The sequence below is a fragment of the Labrys sp. E2SS-1L genome, from assembly GCF_057073705.1.
In genome coordinates, this window is sequence record NZ_CP172712.1 from 4189928 (window position 1) to 4206513 (window position 16586).

Below are 16586 nucleotides of genomic sequence, written 5' to 3' on the forward strand. Positions count from 1 at the left end.
GATAATGCACCCGCCAAACCTGTTTAGCGGGTGCTTTTTTGGAACAACGCCCGATTGTGGCCCTTACAACAACGGCCTGTCCTGCTCACCGCCAGCCGAGCGCAGGCGCGACCTCGGTCAAGATCGTCTCGATGACATGGGCATTGTAGGCGACGCCGAGCTGGTTGGGGACGGTGAGGAGCAGCGTATCGGCCTCGGCGATCGCCTCGTCCTGCTTGAGCTGCTCGATGAGCACCTCGGGCTCCGCGGCATAGCTGCGTCCGAAGATCGCGCGCGTCCGCTCGTCGATGAAGCCGATCTGGTCCTCTCCATCGCCTCCCCGGCCAAAATACATCCGGTCCTCGTCATTCATCAGCGCGAAGATGCTGCGGCTGACGGAGACCCGGGGCTCGCGCGCATGGCCGGCCTCCTTCCACGCCGCCCGATAGGCGCGAATCTGCTTGGCCTGCTGGATATGGAAGGCCTCGCCCGTCTCGTCGTTCTTCAGAGTCGAACTCTGCAGGTTCATCCCGAGCCTGGCGGCCCAGACCGCGGTTGCATCCGATGAGGCGCCCCACCAGATCCGCTCGCGCAAGCCTTCCGAATGCGGCTCGAGGCGCAGCAGGCCCGGCGGATTGGGAAACATCGGCCGTGGATTGGGCTGCGCGAATCCTTCTCCACGCAGCAGGTTCAGAAAGACCTCGGCATGCTGGCGGCCCATGTCGGCATCGCTCTTGCCCTCCGCGGGCTGGTAGCCGAAATAGCGCCAGCCATCGATCACCTGCTCGGGCGAGCCGCGGCTGATGCCGAGCTGCAGGCGCCCTCCTGCGATGAGATCGGCGGAACCGGCATCCTCGACCATGTAGAACGGGTTCTCGTAGCGCATGTCGATCACGGCGGTGCCGATCTCGATGCGCTTGGTCCGGGCACCGACGGCCGCCAGCAAGGGGAAAGGCGAAGCGAGCTGGCGCGCGAAGTGATGGACGCGAAAATAGGCGCCATCCGCCCCCAATTCCTCCGCCGCGACGGCCAAGTCGATCGACTGCAGCAACGTATCGGCAGCAGATCGCGTTTGCGATTGACTTGATGGTGTCCAGTGCCCGAACGAAAGAAAACCGATCTTCTTCATGCGAAATGTCTGCCTGCTGAATGCCCAGATGCGTCCGGCAGCGGGAAAAAGGGGCCGGCGCGTTTCAGATATAGGGACTCCAGATCCATTTCAGCAGCCCCCTACCCGAACCGGATGACCAGTCGGAGACCCGTAACGGCAAATGGGCCTCATCAAGAAGACAGACCTCATCCGGCGATCTCGAACCGGCTTTGCGCGCTGACGCTTTTTGCGATTTGGCGGAATCGCCGAGAATCGCAAAGACGCGTCGAACCAAAGAGTGAGAGCAAACGGCGTTTCCGTCTGAACGCGTTTTGCTCTAACGCTCCCACCCCTGATTGAACGGGAAACGCTCCGCCCAGAGGGCCGTCAGCCGGGGATCTGCATCCACCCGGCGTATTGTCTCCGCCAGACCGGGTGCGGCCTCATAGAAGCGCCGCCGCCCGGGCGACCAGCGTGAGGCCGTTGCCACATAGAGGTCGAGAACCGATAGATCCTCGCCGAGGAGATACTTTCCCGGACGCAATTGCGCCCCCATCAATTCCCAGCAGCGGGCGATGCGGTCGAACAAACGAGCCTTGAGGCCGGTGTGGTGCTCGGCGTGGTCGAGGATGCGAGAAGGATTATCGGCGACCCAATAGAGGGCATAGATGGCCGAAGACACGAAGGTCATCCAACGCAGGAACGTCGGCCGCGCCGGCTCGGTCAATGCCGGCGCTAGCCGTGCGTCGGGATAGCGATCGGCCAACCAGATCAGGATCGCGGCGCTTTCGCTTATCACCTCCCCCGTCGGCAGTGCCAGGGCCGGCACCTGCAGCATGGGATTGATAGGGGCGAGTTTGTCTGCCTCCTCTTGCCCTTCCCAGGGAGAACATTCCTGCACGCGATAAGGCAATTCGAGTAGGTCGAGAGCCGCCTCGATCGGAACGGATCCTGAGCCGGCTGCTCCATAGACGACGAATGCCTCGGTCACCGCTGTTCTCCTCCCAGGACACGCCCAAGCGCCGGCCAACAAACTCACATGGCCCGAATCAAGACTCAGGGTTCATGGACTCCGGAGTGCCTTCATTGAGAGGATTTGCCAATATCTTGGGCTCCAACGGAAGATATTCTGGGTTGTAAGCTCAAAAAAGGGGCATTTCCGGGCCAGTTTCTGCCCTTCTGACCTCGAGCTCTTTACATCCCCGGCCATCGCCGCCATGCTCAAAGGGTTCGCAACCCACGAAAGGAGGTGATCCAGTGTCTAACCTTACGAAGATCCTGGAAATTTGCGCTGGCTCAGCCAAGGTGGTCTCCGCCACTTGACGTTCCAGCTACCGAAAATCTGGATCATCCCCGGATGAAAGGGTGAGCGCTTCGGTGCTCCCGTCATCCGCAAGAACCGGCCGGCGCGCGAAGAAATTCGCGCGCCGGTGCCGTTTTAGAGCCTCGTTGCTCCCCTCGCTGACAACCCCAGGGCAAGATCGATGCGGCCTTCTTTGAGAGCGCGGGCATGCTGCCGCCACCTCGAAGCATCTTGTTCGCCGAGACGACGAGCTCACGCCCTCCTCCGCCTCTCGAACGGCACTCTCTCGGACGCATGGTCGCAGAACGGTTCCACGGCAGGGCCGATCCTTTACAGAAGAAGGCGCCTTGGCTATCGCAGGTCTCGCGGCCCTGCCCCGCGCTCCCCAACGCAGCGTCGGCGACGCACCTTTCCGAGGACCTCCCATTGAGCCCAGCCGTCACGACCTACGCAGCCCTGGTGATCGCCGTGGTTCTCGAAATCATCGCCACCTCGCTCCTCAAGGCCTCGGAGCAGTTCACCCGGTTGTGGCCGACGGTGATGATGGGGCTGTGCTATATGGCCGCCTTCTATTTCCTCTCCTATACGCTGCGCACCATGCCGGTCGGCATCGCCTACGCGCTATGGAGCGGCATCGGCATCGTGCTGATCTCGCTGGTCGGCTTCGTCGCCTTCAACCAGTCGCTCGACTTGCCGGCCATCATCGGCATCGGCCTGATTCTCGCCGGTGTGGTGATCATCAACCTGATGTCGAAATCGATCAGCCACTAGGGCGTTTTGAGATTTGGCGGAATCACCAAGAATCGCAATGCGTTTCCGTCTAGACGACGCGCTCTGCTCCCGGCGAGCTCAAGCGCCCCACCGTGCAGGCCGCTTCTCCAGGAAGGCCTCGACGCCCTCGGCAGCATCCTCCTCCATCATGTTCCGCGCCATCACCTCGCCGGCAAAGCCGTAGGCCTCGCCAAGCGCCATCTGGCGCTGGCGGTAGAACATCTGCTTGCCATAGCGCACCGCTGTGGGGCTCTTGGCCAGGATATCCGCCGTCTTGGCCGCAATGGCGGCATCGAGGTCTGCTTCGGCCACCGCCTGGTTGATCAGGCCCCAATCTGCCGCCGTTTCAGCATCGATGAAGCGGCCGGTCACCAGCATGTCGAAGGCGCGCTTGGCCGAGACATTGCGCGAGAGGGCAACCGCCGGCGTCGAGCAGAACAGCCCGACATTGATGCCGGAAACAGCAAAGCGCGCCGCCTGCGAAGCGATGGCGAGATCGCAACTCGCCACCAGCTGGCATCCCGCCGCCGTGGCAATGCCATGCACGCGGGCGATCACCGGCACAGGCAGCGCCTGGATTGCCTGCATCACCCGGCTGCATTGCGCGAACAGGGCCTGATAATAATCGAGCCGACGGTTGGCATGCATCTGGCGCAGATCATGCCCGGCACAGAAGGCCTTGCCGTTCGCCGCCAGGACGACGCAGCGTATGGTGCGCTCACCAGCGATCGCGTCGAGTGCCTGCTGCAGCGCCTCCAGCATACCCTCGGAGAGCGCATTGAACTGCTGCGGCCGATTGAGGGTGAGAGTCGTCACCCCACCTTTGTCCTCCCGCAGCAGGATCGGCTCCGAGGGACGCTCCAACGGCGCGTTCTGGATCGAGGCGGCGACAGTCATGGCAACACTCCGCAACAGGGCGGCCAGTCTACGCGCTCGGCCGCCACGCCCGCAATGTCAGACTGGTTTTCTCAGGCCGGCTTGCGGATACGCAGAACGGTGAACAGGCGCGCGGGCGCCACTTCACGGCGCTCGAGCAGCTGCGCCTCGGGGCGGCTGGCCAGCCAGTCGGTCATCACCGCATAGGGGAAATAAGGCCGCCAGCCGAGCCAGCCGCCCGCGCCGATCAGCGCCTTCTCCGCCCGTACGCGCCAGCCGTCCTCGGCCGAGAAATGGTTGAGAATGATCATCTCGCCGCCCGGCCGGGTTACCCGCCACATTTCCTCGAGCACTTGCTGGGGCGAAGGCGCCACGCTGAGAAGATAGGGCGCCAGCACCACGTCGAAGCGGCCTTCCTGGAATTCCAGGGCCTGCGCGTCCATCACCCTGAGGGCCTTGACCTGGTCGAGCCCCTTGCGCTTGACCCGTTCGCGGGCGATGTCGAGCATGGGGCGGGCGAGATCGATGCCGAGGATGCGCAGATTATCCGGCATCAGCGCAAGCTCGAGGCCCGTGCCGACACCCGTGACCAGCACCTCGCCATTGTTGCCGGCGGCCTGGGCGACGGCCCGCGCCGCCGCCAGGCGCCCGGGATGGAACGGCCAATCGAAGAAGAGGTCGTAGAAACGAGCCCAACGATAATAGGTGCGTGCGTAGGACGGCTCCGCAGCCGTATTGCTGTCTCTCCCAGCCCATTCCATCGGGAAAAGCCCTTTCACCTTGCCGACCACGGCACCACCCGGCCCAGCCGAAAGGTGTTCATGATCTTTGGCGCAAAACGTGCTTCGTTGAAAACGACGCCTTGCCGCCCCCTTGTTTCGACGTCTCACCGATTAAGCCAAATCGCAAGACGCTTTCGCGGGTGATGACCGGTTCCGTCCGGCGCCCGCCTCCCGAGCCGAATGCCGATTTCCGAGGCATCCGAATGGCGCCTCCTGCACGACGGCATGGCACCTAGTCTGTTTACGCCCCTTTCTTTTCAAAATATGCCGCGGAGAGTCAAGGATTCGAATGCTCGCCCTGCCGATCCAATGTCGCAGCCCGGCCGATTATTGGAAAACTCGCGGAGTCATCTGCAGTTCCCTGTCGAGACTGCCGCCGCCCGGCTCAGCGCAGGAGCTTCAGCGATCCGGTCAGTGAGCGGATCCATTTCGTGGGACCCGCAAGGCCGAGGCCATCGACCTCCTCCTCGGCGAGATCTCGCGCGGGCATGGAGATGCCATAGTCGGCGAAGACATGCAGACTGCGGGCAAAGGCGGGAAAGGGCACCACTGCCCGTTCATCGGCGGCGGGCAATGCCTTGAGCATGATCGCGCGGATGGTTTCACCATCCGCCTGCAGCACGGGCACGGGCCGATTGGCGCTGACGTCGATGCGCCGCGCCTGACGGTCGGCGAGCTGGGTCGCCCCCAGCACCGGCATCCGGGCTCCGAGACCAACACAGACAGCGCCGACAGTATTGGCAACCAGGCCAATCGGCAGAGCGGGGTTGACGATGATGGCCAGGCGAATGTCGTCGCTCACGGAAGTCTCCTCGCTGATCTCGAAGAGGCAGGGATAGCGCAATTCCGCCGACCAATTTCACCTTTCTGTTCTATATTTTTGATAATTTTGGTAGCTCGTACCCCATTTTCTATATCACCAGGTAGATCATGCCTCATCCTGACCTTGAACCCGCCGATACCCGAATCCTGATAGCCTTGCAGGAGGACGGGCGTCTCACCAATCAGGACCTGGCCGACAAGGTCGGACTCTCGACCTCGCCCTGCTGGCGACGCGTACGAAAATTGGAAGAGGACGGCGTCATCCAGGGCTACAAGGCCGTGCTGGACCGCCGCAGGCTTGGGCTCGGCGTGCTCGCCTTTATTCGCGTCAAGATCGACAGCCACAGCGAGGCGGAAGCCGAGGCCTTCTCCAACGAGGTCCTGCGGCTTGAGGAGGTCATAGCCTGCTATTCGATCGCCGGCGACGCAGACTTCCTGCTGCAGGTCGTAGCGACGGATCTCGACGCCTATGCGCAATTCGCCATGGCCACCGTACGCCGCCTGCCCCGCATCAAGGAAATGCAGACGACCTTCGTGCTCAAGGAAATCAAGCCGCTCCGTTCCCTGCCGGTCGGGCTGGCGGCACCTTGAAGCCTGCTTGTCTCATCCGGTTTGCAAGCCTCCCGCCGATGCCGGGCAAGGGCGGGAGGAGCTGCTTTAGACGACTGCACTGACCTGAATCTCGACGAGCAGTTCGGGCGCGGCCAGGCGCGCTTCCACCGTGGCGCGCACCGGCAAATTGTCCTTGTCGACCCATTGGTCCCAGACTTCGTTCATCTGGTCGAAATGGGCAATGTCCCGCAGCCAGATGCTGGCGCTGATCAATTTGGACTTGGAGGTGCCGGCCTCGGCCAGCAGCGCGTCGATCTGGGCAAGAATGTCGCTGGTCTGGCCGACCGTATCGGCGGTCTCATCGCGGCCGGTGATGCCGGCGGTGGTGATGATGCCGTTGACGATGACGGCCTCGCAGAACCGCTTGCCGGGGTGCAGACGCCTGATCATGGAAGTCTCCTGTTGGGATGAGCGTTCAGAGAATGGTCTTGCCGAAAGCCGAGAGGATGAAATTGGCGCATTCGGCACCGATGGTGGGGGGCAGATCGCTATCGATGCCCGAGACGCTGAGCGAGCGCAGCCGAGCGCTGAGCGCCGCCATCTCCATGGCCGAATGGGTCTCGCGTACAGTGATGCCGCCGATGCCGCCACTCCAATCCGACATGTCGGTGGCGGTCGGCGAGTAGCACAGGTGAAAGCCTCGCGTGCCGGCACAGGCGATGGCGATCGCCTCGCGCATGGCATGGCGCAGACCAACCGCGTCTATCTCTGCCATCGTGAAGATGCGCATACGCGAGGCCTTCAGCGCCTCAACCTCCAGCGGATCGGCTTCGCGCAGGCCGAGAAGAACCACGTTTTCCGCCGTGATATGAGGCGGCAGACGGGCGAGCAGATGCCGCAGCACCGCGTTCTCCGCAGGCTTTGCCTCCCCCACGTCCGGCATCATCGCCGCGTCGGAATCGATCCAGATCAGCCCCAGCGCATCGTAGCGGCGTCCGGCCGTCTCGACGAAGGGCATGATGTCGGCTCGCCTTGCGCCGGTGGACAGCACGATAGATGCCTGCGCTCCACCTGCCTCGAAACCGAGCCGCTCGATGCGTGCGGCGACATTATGGGCAGAAAGCACCGCGCCGCCGACCTCATCCGTTTCGACCGCATAACTCCGGCTCTGCCCCTGCTCCATCACGTCCCGCATCGGAACCTTCTCCACATATTCCGACGTCATCACCGTCAGCAGCGCCCCGTAATTCAGCCGGAAGCTGACATCCTCGCCCACCTTGAGCGGCGGATCGGCCTCGGTGAGGTCGAGCACCAGATGGTCGCTGGAGGCCCCCAGCACCCTCACGCCGGCCCTAGTCGGCATCAGGCCCTCGGCGATGACATCCTCGCGCCCGATATTGGCGATGCCCCTCAGGCGGTCGCCCTCGTCGATGAAGACGGGCACGTTGCCGAAGGCGTCGATGCCGGATTTGCCGATCGGCATGGATGGCTTCACTTTCACTTCCAGCAATTCGCCGGTGAGTTCGAAGGCATCGCGATCGAGCGCCTCCCAGGGCCGTTCCAGGAAAGTGTCGCGGCCGCCCTGCAGGATGGCCTCGCCGATCCTCAGATTGTTGACGCCCGCCGGCATGCCGCCCGCCAGCAGCAAAGGCAATGAGGAGGAGTTGCCGCCCGACACCCAGTCGAGATGCCGCCCGGTTACGCTTTCGACCTTGTAGGCATGGGCCACCAGCTGGTCGAGATTCTCTTTGGTCGGAATGATGGCGCCGAAACAGGTGAGATTGGTGCCGACGCCGGCAATGCGTATGCCCGGCAATTCCATCACTGCTTCCACCGTCGGGATCAGGTCGCTCGGCCAGATCCCTTCCCGGAGATCGCCGAGATCCACCATCAGGATGACGTCGTGCACCCGCCCCAGCCGCTCGGCCACGCGCGAAATCTCGCGCATCAGCTGGAGTTCCGATTGCAGGCTGATGTCGACCGTGCGCACCAATTCCTCGACCCGCGAGGATGGCGGACTGCGCAGCAGCATGATCGGGCAATCGATGCCGGCATCGCGCAGGCGGCGAATATTCTCGAAGCGCGACTCTGCAATGCCGGCCACGCCGCCGCGCAGCATGGCACGCGCCACCTGCGGCATGCCGCAGGTGCCCTTGGTCACGCCGAACGGCGTGATGCCCGCTTTGGCGCAGCTCTCGACAATGGTGCGGGCATTGTGTTCGATCCTGGCGAGATCGATGGCAATCTGGGGATCCGGCATCGCTTCAGTTCCGGTAGAGCAGGCCTGTGGTGTCGATCTCCGGGCGGCGCCCGGCGACAAGGTCGGCGGTGAGCTTTCCCGACCCGCAGGCCATGGTCCAGCCGACATGGCCGTGGCCGGTATCGAGATAGAGATTGGCATAGCGCGCCCGGCCATGCACCGGCACCGAACCCGGCATCATCGGCCTGAGGCCAGCCCAGAGCACGGCCTTGCTCTCGTCGATCGCGCCGGGAAAAAGATCGTGCGCCGTCTTGAACATGGTGGTGAAGTCAGCCGGCTTGTGGCTTCGGTCATAGCCGGCGAATTCGGCGGTGGAGGCGATGCGCAGCCGGTTGCCGAGGCGCGAATAGGCGATCAGCCGGTCCTCGTCGACCCCGCCCATGGTCGGTCCCTTGTCGTCGTCGACCGGGATGGTGGCGGTATAGCCCTTCACCGGATAGACGGGCACGTCGATACCGATCCTGCGGGCAAGCAGCGAGCTTTCGGGCCCGAGCGACACCACCACGGCATCGCAGGCCACCGGCCCCTGGTCGGTCAGCACGGCCTTCACCCGGTCGCCCTCGACATCGAGGCCGGTCACCGTGGTGTTGAAGCGGAATTGCACGCCATGCCGCTCACGCGCAAGTTCGGCAAGGCCGCGGGTGAACAGGCAGGAATCGCCGGTCTGGTCCATCGGCGAATAGACGCCGCCGGCGATCTGGTGCTTGACGGCGGCGAGGCCCGGCTCCAGCGCGACCAGGCGCTCCCTATCGACGATCTCGATCTTCAGACCGCGTTCGGCGATGTAGCCCATATGCTTGGCGCCGGCCTCAAGGCTCTGCTGCGAGCGATAGAAGTAGAGAATGCCCTTGCGCTTGTCGTCATAGGCAAGGCCCGTTTCGTCCTGCAGCGCGTTGATGCATTCGCGGGCGTAGAAAGCGAGCCTGAGCTTCACTTCCGTGTTCGCATTGGCACGAGCCTGCGTGCATTGCAGCAGGAAGCGCCAGGTCCAGGCCAGGAAATTCGGATCGAGGTTGAAACGGACCTTGATGCCCATGTCGGGCTTGTAGAGCGACTTGATGAAGGTCACGAGCGCGGCCGGCGACGCCCAGGCGGTCGAGTCGCCCGGCGATACAAGACCGGCATTGCTCTGGCTGGTCCCGCAGGCGACATCGGCATGCCGCTCGATCAGCGTGACTTGGTGGCCGTCCTTTGCCAGATACCAGGCCGCAGCCGTACCGACGACACCACCCCCCAGAACGACAACCCTCATTACGCCTCCCCTACGGAGTTTTCCTCCGTATTATCAACTTATTATCGCACCAGGTGGATCTTCTTCCTTATCCTTGGCAGGAGAGGCGGTCAGCTCACCGTCCCCTGCTTGAAGGTCGGCGCAAAACCACCGGAATCGCCGTCGTTGAAGCGAATGACGCGCGCTTCCTCCTGGAACTCGGCACAGGACTGCCGCCAGATCACACCGGGCCAGACCAGTTCGACCGAGGCGTCCTGCGGCCGATAGAGCGCCGTATAGAGCGTGCCGTAGCCTCTGCCATACGAGGTCTGGTAGACGGGCGGGCGCAGGAAGCCGGCCAGGACGTTCTCGGTGCTCTGGTGTATGGCCAGCGCCTTCTCCAGCGCCGCCTCCCGTTCCACCGATTTGGTGGTCTGGGCATGGCGCGCCCATTCCACGCCATGCTGGTGGTTGGTGCTGACGCGCTTGGCCACCACCTCGGCCGGACGGTCGGGATTGACATAGACGGTGGCGTGATGACCTTCGCGATCGATCAGCGCCACCGAATAGGACATGTGCACCGGGATGCGCCGCAGCATCTCGATCGCCTCTGCGGTATCAGAGGCGAATTCCAGCACATAGCGCAGCACGATCGGAATACCGAAGCCCGGTCCTGCCGCGGTCCGCCCACCGAAGGAGAGCGAGACGGCAAGACCATCCTCGTTGATGCCGTCGAGCACGCCCCACAGGCAATCGACCACCGCCACCACCCGCTTGCCGTTGAGGCGGGTGGCGAGCCACGAGCCCTCCAGCAGGCGCGGGCTGTAGTCGTAATTGCGGATGAGTGCCGGTTCGGGATCGGTGATGATCGCTTGGGAGCAACCGCCGACATAAACAGGCGGGCACCACATCGACAGGAAGCGGGCTTCCAGGTCGCCGTCGCCTGCCGCAGACACGATCGCCTCATAGGCCGGCAGAAGCTCAGGCATATGGGCACGCATCGCCTTCAGGCTTGCCAGATAGGTCGGGCGAGCCCTGATGCCGTCCCGCATGAACCAGCGGCTATAGGCGTGCCAATGACGATCGAACAGCTGGCGCCATTTGGCACCCGGCTGGTCCTCGTCCACGGCTTCGAACAGGAGATCCATGATCGCGCTTACAGGATCTTGAAGGAGCCGGCCGACGGGGTGTCGTCGCGCTGGACTTCCGTCAGGGGCTTGGTGGCATAAAGCCGCTTGATGCCCTTGATCCAGTTCAGTGCCCGCTCGTTCAGGTCGAACTCGTCGTTCATCACCCTACCACGCGTGATGAGGATGCCGAGATCGGCGCCCTCATAGCGGTAATCGCCGGGTCCGGTGATGCGCAGGAAGAAGGCCTCCTGCTCGTTCTCGATCGCCTGGCGGTGATAGTCGAAGCGGTCATAGGAGACGCTGCCGTCGGGCGCCATGCGATAGATGCCCGACGAAGGCGCATGGGTGACGATATCGACGATGTTGTCGGTCGCCTTGATCACCACCTGCGACCAACTATCGATGAACTCCTTCTGGGCCCAGCGATTGTTCAGTTCCTCGACATCGATCTTGTATTTGATGCCGGAGAATTCCATCAGGTGGAACATGAACAGCGGCGCGTCGGCATAGGCGAAGGCCGCGTGATTGGTCATCGAAGAGGCGCCGCAGATGCGCGGATTGAGCTCGCCCAGATAGACCTCGTTGTCCTTGATGTCGATCAGGAAATCGAGGTCGAAATAGCCGCGATAGCCTTCCTTCACCAGCTGGTTGCCGAAGCGATAGGCCATGTCGCGCGCCTTGGCGCGGATGGTCTCGGAAAAGGCGCCGGGGAAGATCTCGTTGCCGCACCAGCCGCCCTTGTAAGGCGTCAGCTCGGGTTGGCCGACGACTTCGGTGAGCAGCGGGCCGACCAGCGTGCCGGACTTGGTGGCGCAGGCTTCCATGGTGGCGCCGCGGCACTTGATCCGCTTCATGATCTTGACCTCGTCCTCGGCCGAGATCTCCTTGGCATGCTTGTTGTAGTCGTCCTCGCTGGCGATGAAGAAGGTGGTGTGGCCACTATCGCCGAAAGCGGTCTGCACGACGAGATCGGTGCCAATACCGGCTTTCTTGGCGGCAGCCAGCAGTTCTTCATAGCTCTTGGCGCCGGCCAGCGTATTGGGCACGGACGGCACCTTGGCCTTGTTGCCAATGCGCACGGTCTCCATCTTGTTGTCGCAGCGCTGGCGCAGCGACGCCTTGGGGAACCAAACCTCGATGCCGAGGTCGTTGCAGATCTCCTCGGTCGTCTCGTCGAACATCAGGAAGGTTGCAACCGCGCGCCCGCCGCGGCGCTTGATGTAGTCGATCACTTCCTTGTGCTGAAGAAGATAGTTGTTGATGTCCTCGATACTTTCGAATTCAGCGTGAGGGATCTCGCTGGGAACGAAGACATTGGGGTGGCGTCCGTCGAAACAGTCGATATAGCTGATGAATTTGAAGTTTCTGACCCATTCATCAATGCCGATCAGGTTGAAATTCGTCGCCGATATGAAATAGATCGGCTGCTCGTTGCGATGCATGACAACGCGCAGATCGGCGACATTCCGAATGGTCTTCATTGCGAACCCCTTATGCTTTCCTGATCTTATCTTGTGCTTCTTCTTATGCTTTTTCTTCGGCATACAGTCAGAACCTAGCAAACTTGCTCGCTATCGTGTCAAGCGCGTCGTGACGTGCTTCACCTCCAGATAGGACGACATTCCCCAGGGCCCGAGCTCGCGCCCGATGCCGCTGGCCTTGAAGCCGCCCCAGGAGGTCTGCACGAAGATCGCCTGCGGACTGTTGATCCAGACATGCCCGGACTCGATCGCATCGGCGACGCGGTTGGCCTTGTCGAGGTCTTCGCTGACCACGGTGGCGACCAGGCCGAAATCGCTGTCATTGGCGAGTGCAATGGCTTCACTTTCACTGTCGAAGCTGCGCATGCACAAGACGGGACCGAAGATCTCCTCCCGCCAAAGCGGACTGTCGACGGGAACGTCCCCGAAGATGGTCGGCTCGACGAACCAGCCCTGATCCAATCCTGCCGGCTTGCCGCCACCCGTGAGCAGCTTCAATCCATCCGCCTTGCCACGCTCGATATAGGACAGCACCTTGTCATGCTGGGCCTTCATGGTGATCGGGCCGATCTGCGTCCCCTCGTCAAGCGGATCGCCCGGCTTGAGGGCACGCGCGGCCGCCACCACCGCCTCGATCAGCCTGGGCGCGATCGAGCGCTCGACCAGCAGGCGCGAAGTCGCCGAGCACATCTGGCCGGCATTGAAGAAGATGCCGCCCAGCACGCACTCCACCGCCTGGTCGAAATCGGCATCGTCGAAGACCACGATCGGCGACTTGCCCCCAAGTTCCAGGCTGACCGATTTGGTGCCGGGCGCCCCGGCCGCCATCACCCGGGCCCCCACAGCGTTGGAACCGGTGAAGGAAATCTTCGCCACGTCGGGATGCACCGTCATCGGTGCCCCTACCCGCTCGCCGGTGCCCGTGATGATGTTGAGCACGCCGGGCGGCAGGCCGATCTCGGCGGCGATGACGCCAAGCTCGAGCTCGACCACCGGCGTGATCTCGGACGGCTTCAGCACCACGGTGCAACCGGCTGCCAGCGCGGGCGCCACCTTCCAGGAGGTCGTTACCAGCGGGAAATTCCAAGGCACGATCAGGCTGGCGATGCCGGCCGGCTCGCGGCGCAGGCGCGCGCCGAAGGCCGCATCCGGCACCGGTACGGTTCGGTTCTGGCTGGCCTCGAGATCGGCAGCCAGCTCAGCATAATAGGCAAAGGACGCGGCCGCATCCGCCATGTCGATGCGCGCCTCGCCGAGCGGCTTGCCATTGTTGAGCGAGGAGATGCGCGCAAGCTCTTCCGCCCTTTCGGTCAGCCTGCCGGCAATGGCCTTGAGATAGCGTCCCCGTTCACGCCCCCCAGCGGCACGCCAGGCCGGGAAAGCTGCCTTCGCTGCTTCGACCGCCTTGGCGACATCGGCCGGGCCGGCAGCCGCGACCTGGTGATAAGCGGCCCCCCGATAGGGATCGAAGACCGGGATCTGCCCGGGCTCGACCGGATCCTGCCAGCGACCGTCGATGAAGAGCTGGTGCTGCATGGCCGGCCTCACTGGGCCAAGGCAAGGGCGAGCGGCGAGCCGGCCCGGATCTCGATCACCGTCGGCACCTGGCGGCCCGAGGAGGCGGCCAGTTCGCGCGTCAGTTCCTCGATGGTTTCAGGCAAAGCCGCGGCGCAGCCGAGCGCGCGGGACAGCCCGACGAAATCGGGCGTGAAGATGTCGACGCCGATCTGCGGGATGTCCCTGTCGGCCATGAAGGCCTTGATCTCGCCATAGGAGGTATTGTTCCAGATGATCACCACCGTGGCGATCTTCGCCTCCACGGCGCTCGCCATTTCCTGCAGCGAGAATTGCAGGCCGCCATCGCCGATCAGGCAGACTGAGGGCCGGTCGGGCACACCGAGCTTGGCACCGAACGCGGCAGGCAGGCCGTAGCCGAGCGTGCCATAGCCGGTGGAGGAGTTGAAATAGGAGCGCGGCTGCGGTGCCTGGTAGAACTGGTTGACGGCATAGACCGGCTCGGTCTGGTCGCCGGCGACCACGGCTTGCGGCAGGGTGCGCGTCACGATGTCCATCAGCCTGCCATGGGTCCGGCAGGCCGGCCACAGCCCCTCCTCGACCTTGGCACGCACCGCGCTGGCACGCGCCTTGCCCTCGCCGGCCGGCCGTGCCTCGCCGAGCGCCGCGAGCAAGGCCGCAGCTGCCAGCTTGGCATCGGCGGCGATGGGCAGGTCGCAACGCAGTCCGGCGGCGAGCTGCAGCGGATCGATGTCGATGCGGATCAGCGGCCCGCCGAATTTGAGCGGCTGGGGTTCGGGATACATTTCCGTCTCGCCGAACTCGGTGCCGATGGCCAGGATCGCATCGCTGGCTGCGAGTTCGGCCAGGAGCGGAGCCATGCCGAGATTGCCGTTGAGGGCTAGCGGGTGGCCGGGCTCGAGGATGCCACGACCATTGATGGTGGTGAAGACGGGCGCGTCGAGCTTGCCGGCGATCGCCGCGATTTCAGTTGCCGCATCGGCGGCCCCACCGCCCGCCACGATCAGCGGCCGCTTGGCGGCCTTGAGAATGCCGGCCGCCTTCTCGATGGCGGCGCCGCTGGCGGCAGCCTTGGCCGGCAGGGGCCAGGCCTCACTCGACAGATGATCGGCGGGTGCGACGATGACGTCGAGAGGGATCTCGATATGCACGGGGCGCGGGCGCTGCGAATTGAACACGGTAAAGGCGCGTGCCATCACCTCGGGAAGTTGGTCGGGATCGAGCAGCGTATGGCTGAAGGCGGCGACCCCGGCCACCAGGTTGCGCTGGGAAGGCAGTTCATGCAACCGCCCCTGCCCCATCGCGAGCTGGTCGCGGGCATTAACCGCCGAGATGACCAGCATCGGCACCGAATCGGCATAGGCCTGGCCCATGGCGGTGGCGATATTGGTCATGCCCGGACCGGTGACGATGAAACACACGCCAGGTTTGCCCGTCACCCGGGCATAGCCGTCAGCCATGAAGCCGGCGCCCTGCTCGTGGCGCGGCGTGACGTGGCGGATCTTCGTGGCCGGCAGGCCGCGATAGAGTTCCACCGTATGCACGCCGGGTATGCCGAAGATCAGATCGACGCCATAGGACTCCAGCAGCCTGACAAGGTATTCGCCCGTGGTGAGGGACTGGCCTGACATGTGATGTACCGTTTGCAAAAGCATTTTCCAGAAAAGTCGGCAGACTTTACGATCGAGAAAATGCGTCAAGACAGGGAGCTAGGAAGAATTGCGAACTCGCAATTCGCCCCTAGGCGTTGCGCCTCTGTACGCCCGGAAGCACGCAGAGCATTTCGAACAGGAGATTGGCCGCGGTGATCGCGGTGTTGCCAGCCGGATCATAGGGTGGCGACACTTCGACGAGGTCGCAGCCGACCAGGTTGAGGCCCCAGCAGCCGCGGATGATCTCGAGCGCCTGGATGGTGGTGAGGCCGCCGATTTCCGGCGTTCCCGTGCCAGGAGCGATCGAGGGATCGAGGCTGTCGATGTCGTAGGTCAGGTAGACCGGGCCGTTCCCGACCTGGGCGCGGACTTCCTCCATCAGCGGCGTCAGCGACTTGTGCCAGCACTCCTCGGCCTGTACCACGCGGAAGCCCTGCTCGCGCGGCCAGTCGAAATCGTCGGCGGCATAACCGGTGCCGCGCACGCCGATCTGCACGCAACGCTTGGTATCGAGCACGCCTGCCTCGACCGCCCGCCGGAAGGGCGTGCCATGGGCGATCGGCTCGCCGAACATATGTTCGTTGATGTCGGCATGGGCATCGACATGGATCAGGCCGACGGGGCCGTATTTCTCGGCCATGGCCCTAAGGATCGGATAGCTCAGCGTGTGGTCACCGCCCAAGGTGAGCGGCCGACAGCCATTCTTGATGATCCCCCGATAGGCATCGGTGATGATGTCGACGCATTTGGGCAGGTTGAAGGTGTCGATGGCGACGTCGCCGATGTCGGCCACCTGCAGGCTGTCGAACGGGGCGGCCCGGGTCGCCATGTTGTAGGGGCGGATCATGCAGGATTCGGTACGGATCTGCCGCGGCCCGAAGCGCGTGCCCGGCCGGTTCGAGGTCCCGATATCCATGGGGATACCGACGAAACAGGCATCGAGCCCCTCGGTGGTCGGCTGGGTCGGCAGCCGCATCATGGTGGCGGGGCCGCCGAAGCGCGGCATCTCGTTTCCACCGAGCGGCTGGTTGAAGGATCTGGCTGTCATGACTTCCTCCGATGGAGCCGGCGTTCGCCACTCCCGCGACCGCCTGCATCCTGAACTTCGAGTAACTGGGGCGACGGCCCCAGTTTCTGGTAGC

At 63.6% G+C, this 16586-nt stretch carries 15 protein-coding genes; 2 read left to right on the forward strand and 13 right to left on the reverse strand.

Annotated elements, in window-relative coordinates:
• Positions 1 to 85 precede the first annotated feature (85 nt).
• Both ACIGJE_RS19640 and ACIGJE_RS19645 read right to left on the reverse strand, forming a co-directional pair.
• Complete coding sequence (locus tag ACIGJE_RS19640) at positions 86 to 1108, reverse strand: LLM class flavin-dependent oxidoreductase (protein ID WP_311935099.1); 1023 nt, start codon at positions 1106 to 1108, stop codon at positions 86 to 88.
• Positions 1109 to 1406: 298 nt separating this feature from the next.
• Entirely contained in the window at positions 1407 to 2060 is a 654-nt protein-coding gene (locus tag ACIGJE_RS19645; RefSeq protein WP_311935101.1) for a glutathione S-transferase family protein, read from the reverse strand.
• Between the two features lie 738 nt (positions 2061 to 2798).
• On the opposite strand from ACIGJE_RS19645, the gene ACIGJE_RS19650 reads away from it, so the two are divergent.
• Positions 2799 to 3143: a DMT family transporter gene (locus ACIGJE_RS19650; RefSeq protein ID WP_311935103.1), complete on the forward strand. Its 345-nt coding sequence runs from the start codon at positions 2799 to 2801 to the stop codon at positions 3141 to 3143.
• 78 nt (positions 3144 to 3221) lie between these two features.
• Here ACIGJE_RS19650 and ACIGJE_RS19655 read toward each other — a convergent pair whose 3' ends face one another.
• From ACIGJE_RS19655 to ACIGJE_RS19665, 3 genes are all read right to left on the reverse strand, one after another.
• Positions 3222 to 4040 (reverse strand): enoyl-CoA hydratase, encoded by an 819-nt coding sequence (locus ACIGJE_RS19655; RefSeq protein WP_483678519.1) that lies wholly within the window; start codon positions 4038 to 4040, stop codon positions 3222 to 3224.
• 71 nt (positions 4041 to 4111) lie between these two features.
• Positions 4112 to 4798 (reverse strand): class I SAM-dependent methyltransferase, encoded by a 687-nt coding sequence (locus ACIGJE_RS19660; RefSeq protein ID WP_415082291.1) that lies wholly within the window; start codon positions 4796 to 4798, stop codon positions 4112 to 4114.
• 388 nt (positions 4799 to 5186) lie between these two features.
• A complete protein-coding gene (locus ACIGJE_RS19665; RefSeq protein WP_311935109.1) occupies positions 5187 to 5603 on the reverse strand; it encodes a DUF2000 domain-containing protein in 417 nt (138 codons plus the stop codon).
• Between the two features lie 128 nt (positions 5604 to 5731).
• Between ACIGJE_RS19665 and ACIGJE_RS19670 the strand changes: the two genes are divergently transcribed.
• Positions 5732 to 6214, forward strand: a complete 483-nt coding sequence (locus ACIGJE_RS19670) for an Lrp/AsnC family transcriptional regulator (RefSeq protein WP_311935111.1) — start codon at positions 5732 to 5734, stop codon at positions 6212 to 6214.
• Between the two features lie 66 nt (positions 6215 to 6280).
• On the opposite strand, the gene ACIGJE_RS19675 is transcribed toward ACIGJE_RS19670, so the two are convergent.
• The 8 genes from ACIGJE_RS19675 to speB all read right to left on the reverse strand — a co-directional run bounded on the left by ACIGJE_RS19675 (position 6281) and on the right by speB (position 16492).
• On the reverse strand, positions 6281 to 6625 hold the full coding sequence (locus tag ACIGJE_RS19675; RefSeq protein WP_311935112.1) for a RidA family protein: 345 nt from the start codon (positions 6623 to 6625) through the stop codon (positions 6281 to 6283).
• Between the two features lie 25 nt (positions 6626 to 6650).
• Positions 6651 to 8435, reverse strand: coding sequence for an alanine racemase (locus ACIGJE_RS19680; protein WP_483678522.1), 1785 nt, complete (start codon positions 8433 to 8435; stop codon positions 6651 to 6653).
• A 4-nt stretch (positions 8436 to 8439) separates the two neighbouring features.
• Positions 8440 to 9687 (reverse strand): D-amino acid dehydrogenase, encoded by a 1248-nt coding sequence (locus ACIGJE_RS19685; RefSeq protein ID WP_483678524.1) that lies wholly within the window; start codon positions 9685 to 9687, stop codon positions 8440 to 8442.
• 89 nt (positions 9688 to 9776) lie between these two features.
• Positions 9777 to 10793 (reverse strand): C45 family autoproteolytic acyltransferase/hydrolase, encoded by a 1017-nt coding sequence (locus ACIGJE_RS19690; RefSeq protein WP_311935120.1) that lies wholly within the window; start codon positions 10791 to 10793, stop codon positions 9777 to 9779.
• Positions 10794 to 10801: 8 nt separating this feature from the next.
• Positions 10802 to 12256 carry a biotin carboxylase gene (locus ACIGJE_RS19695; protein ID WP_415082298.1) on the reverse strand — a complete coding sequence of 485 codons (1455 nt, stop codon included), beginning with the start codon at positions 12254 to 12256 and terminating at the stop codon, positions 10802 to 10804.
• 90 nt (positions 12257 to 12346) lie between these two features.
• Positions 12347 to 13792 (reverse strand): aldehyde dehydrogenase family protein, encoded by a 1446-nt coding sequence (locus ACIGJE_RS19700; RefSeq protein WP_483678526.1) that lies wholly within the window; start codon positions 13790 to 13792, stop codon positions 12347 to 12349.
• A gap of 8 nt (positions 13793 to 13800) precedes the next feature.
• The gene (locus tag ACIGJE_RS19705) at positions 13801 to 15423 is read right to left on the reverse strand and encodes a 5-guanidino-2-oxopentanoate decarboxylase (RefSeq protein WP_483678528.1); all 1623 of its coding nucleotides are present in this window, start codon (positions 15421 to 15423) and stop codon (positions 13801 to 13803) included.
• A 109-nt stretch (positions 15424 to 15532) separates the two neighbouring features.
• Positions 15533 to 16492 carry an agmatinase gene (gene speB / locus ACIGJE_RS19710; RefSeq protein ID WP_367623077.1) on the reverse strand — a complete coding sequence of 320 codons (960 nt, stop codon included), beginning with the start codon at positions 16490 to 16492 and terminating at the stop codon, positions 15533 to 15535.
• Positions 16493 to 16586 lie beyond the last annotated feature (94 nt).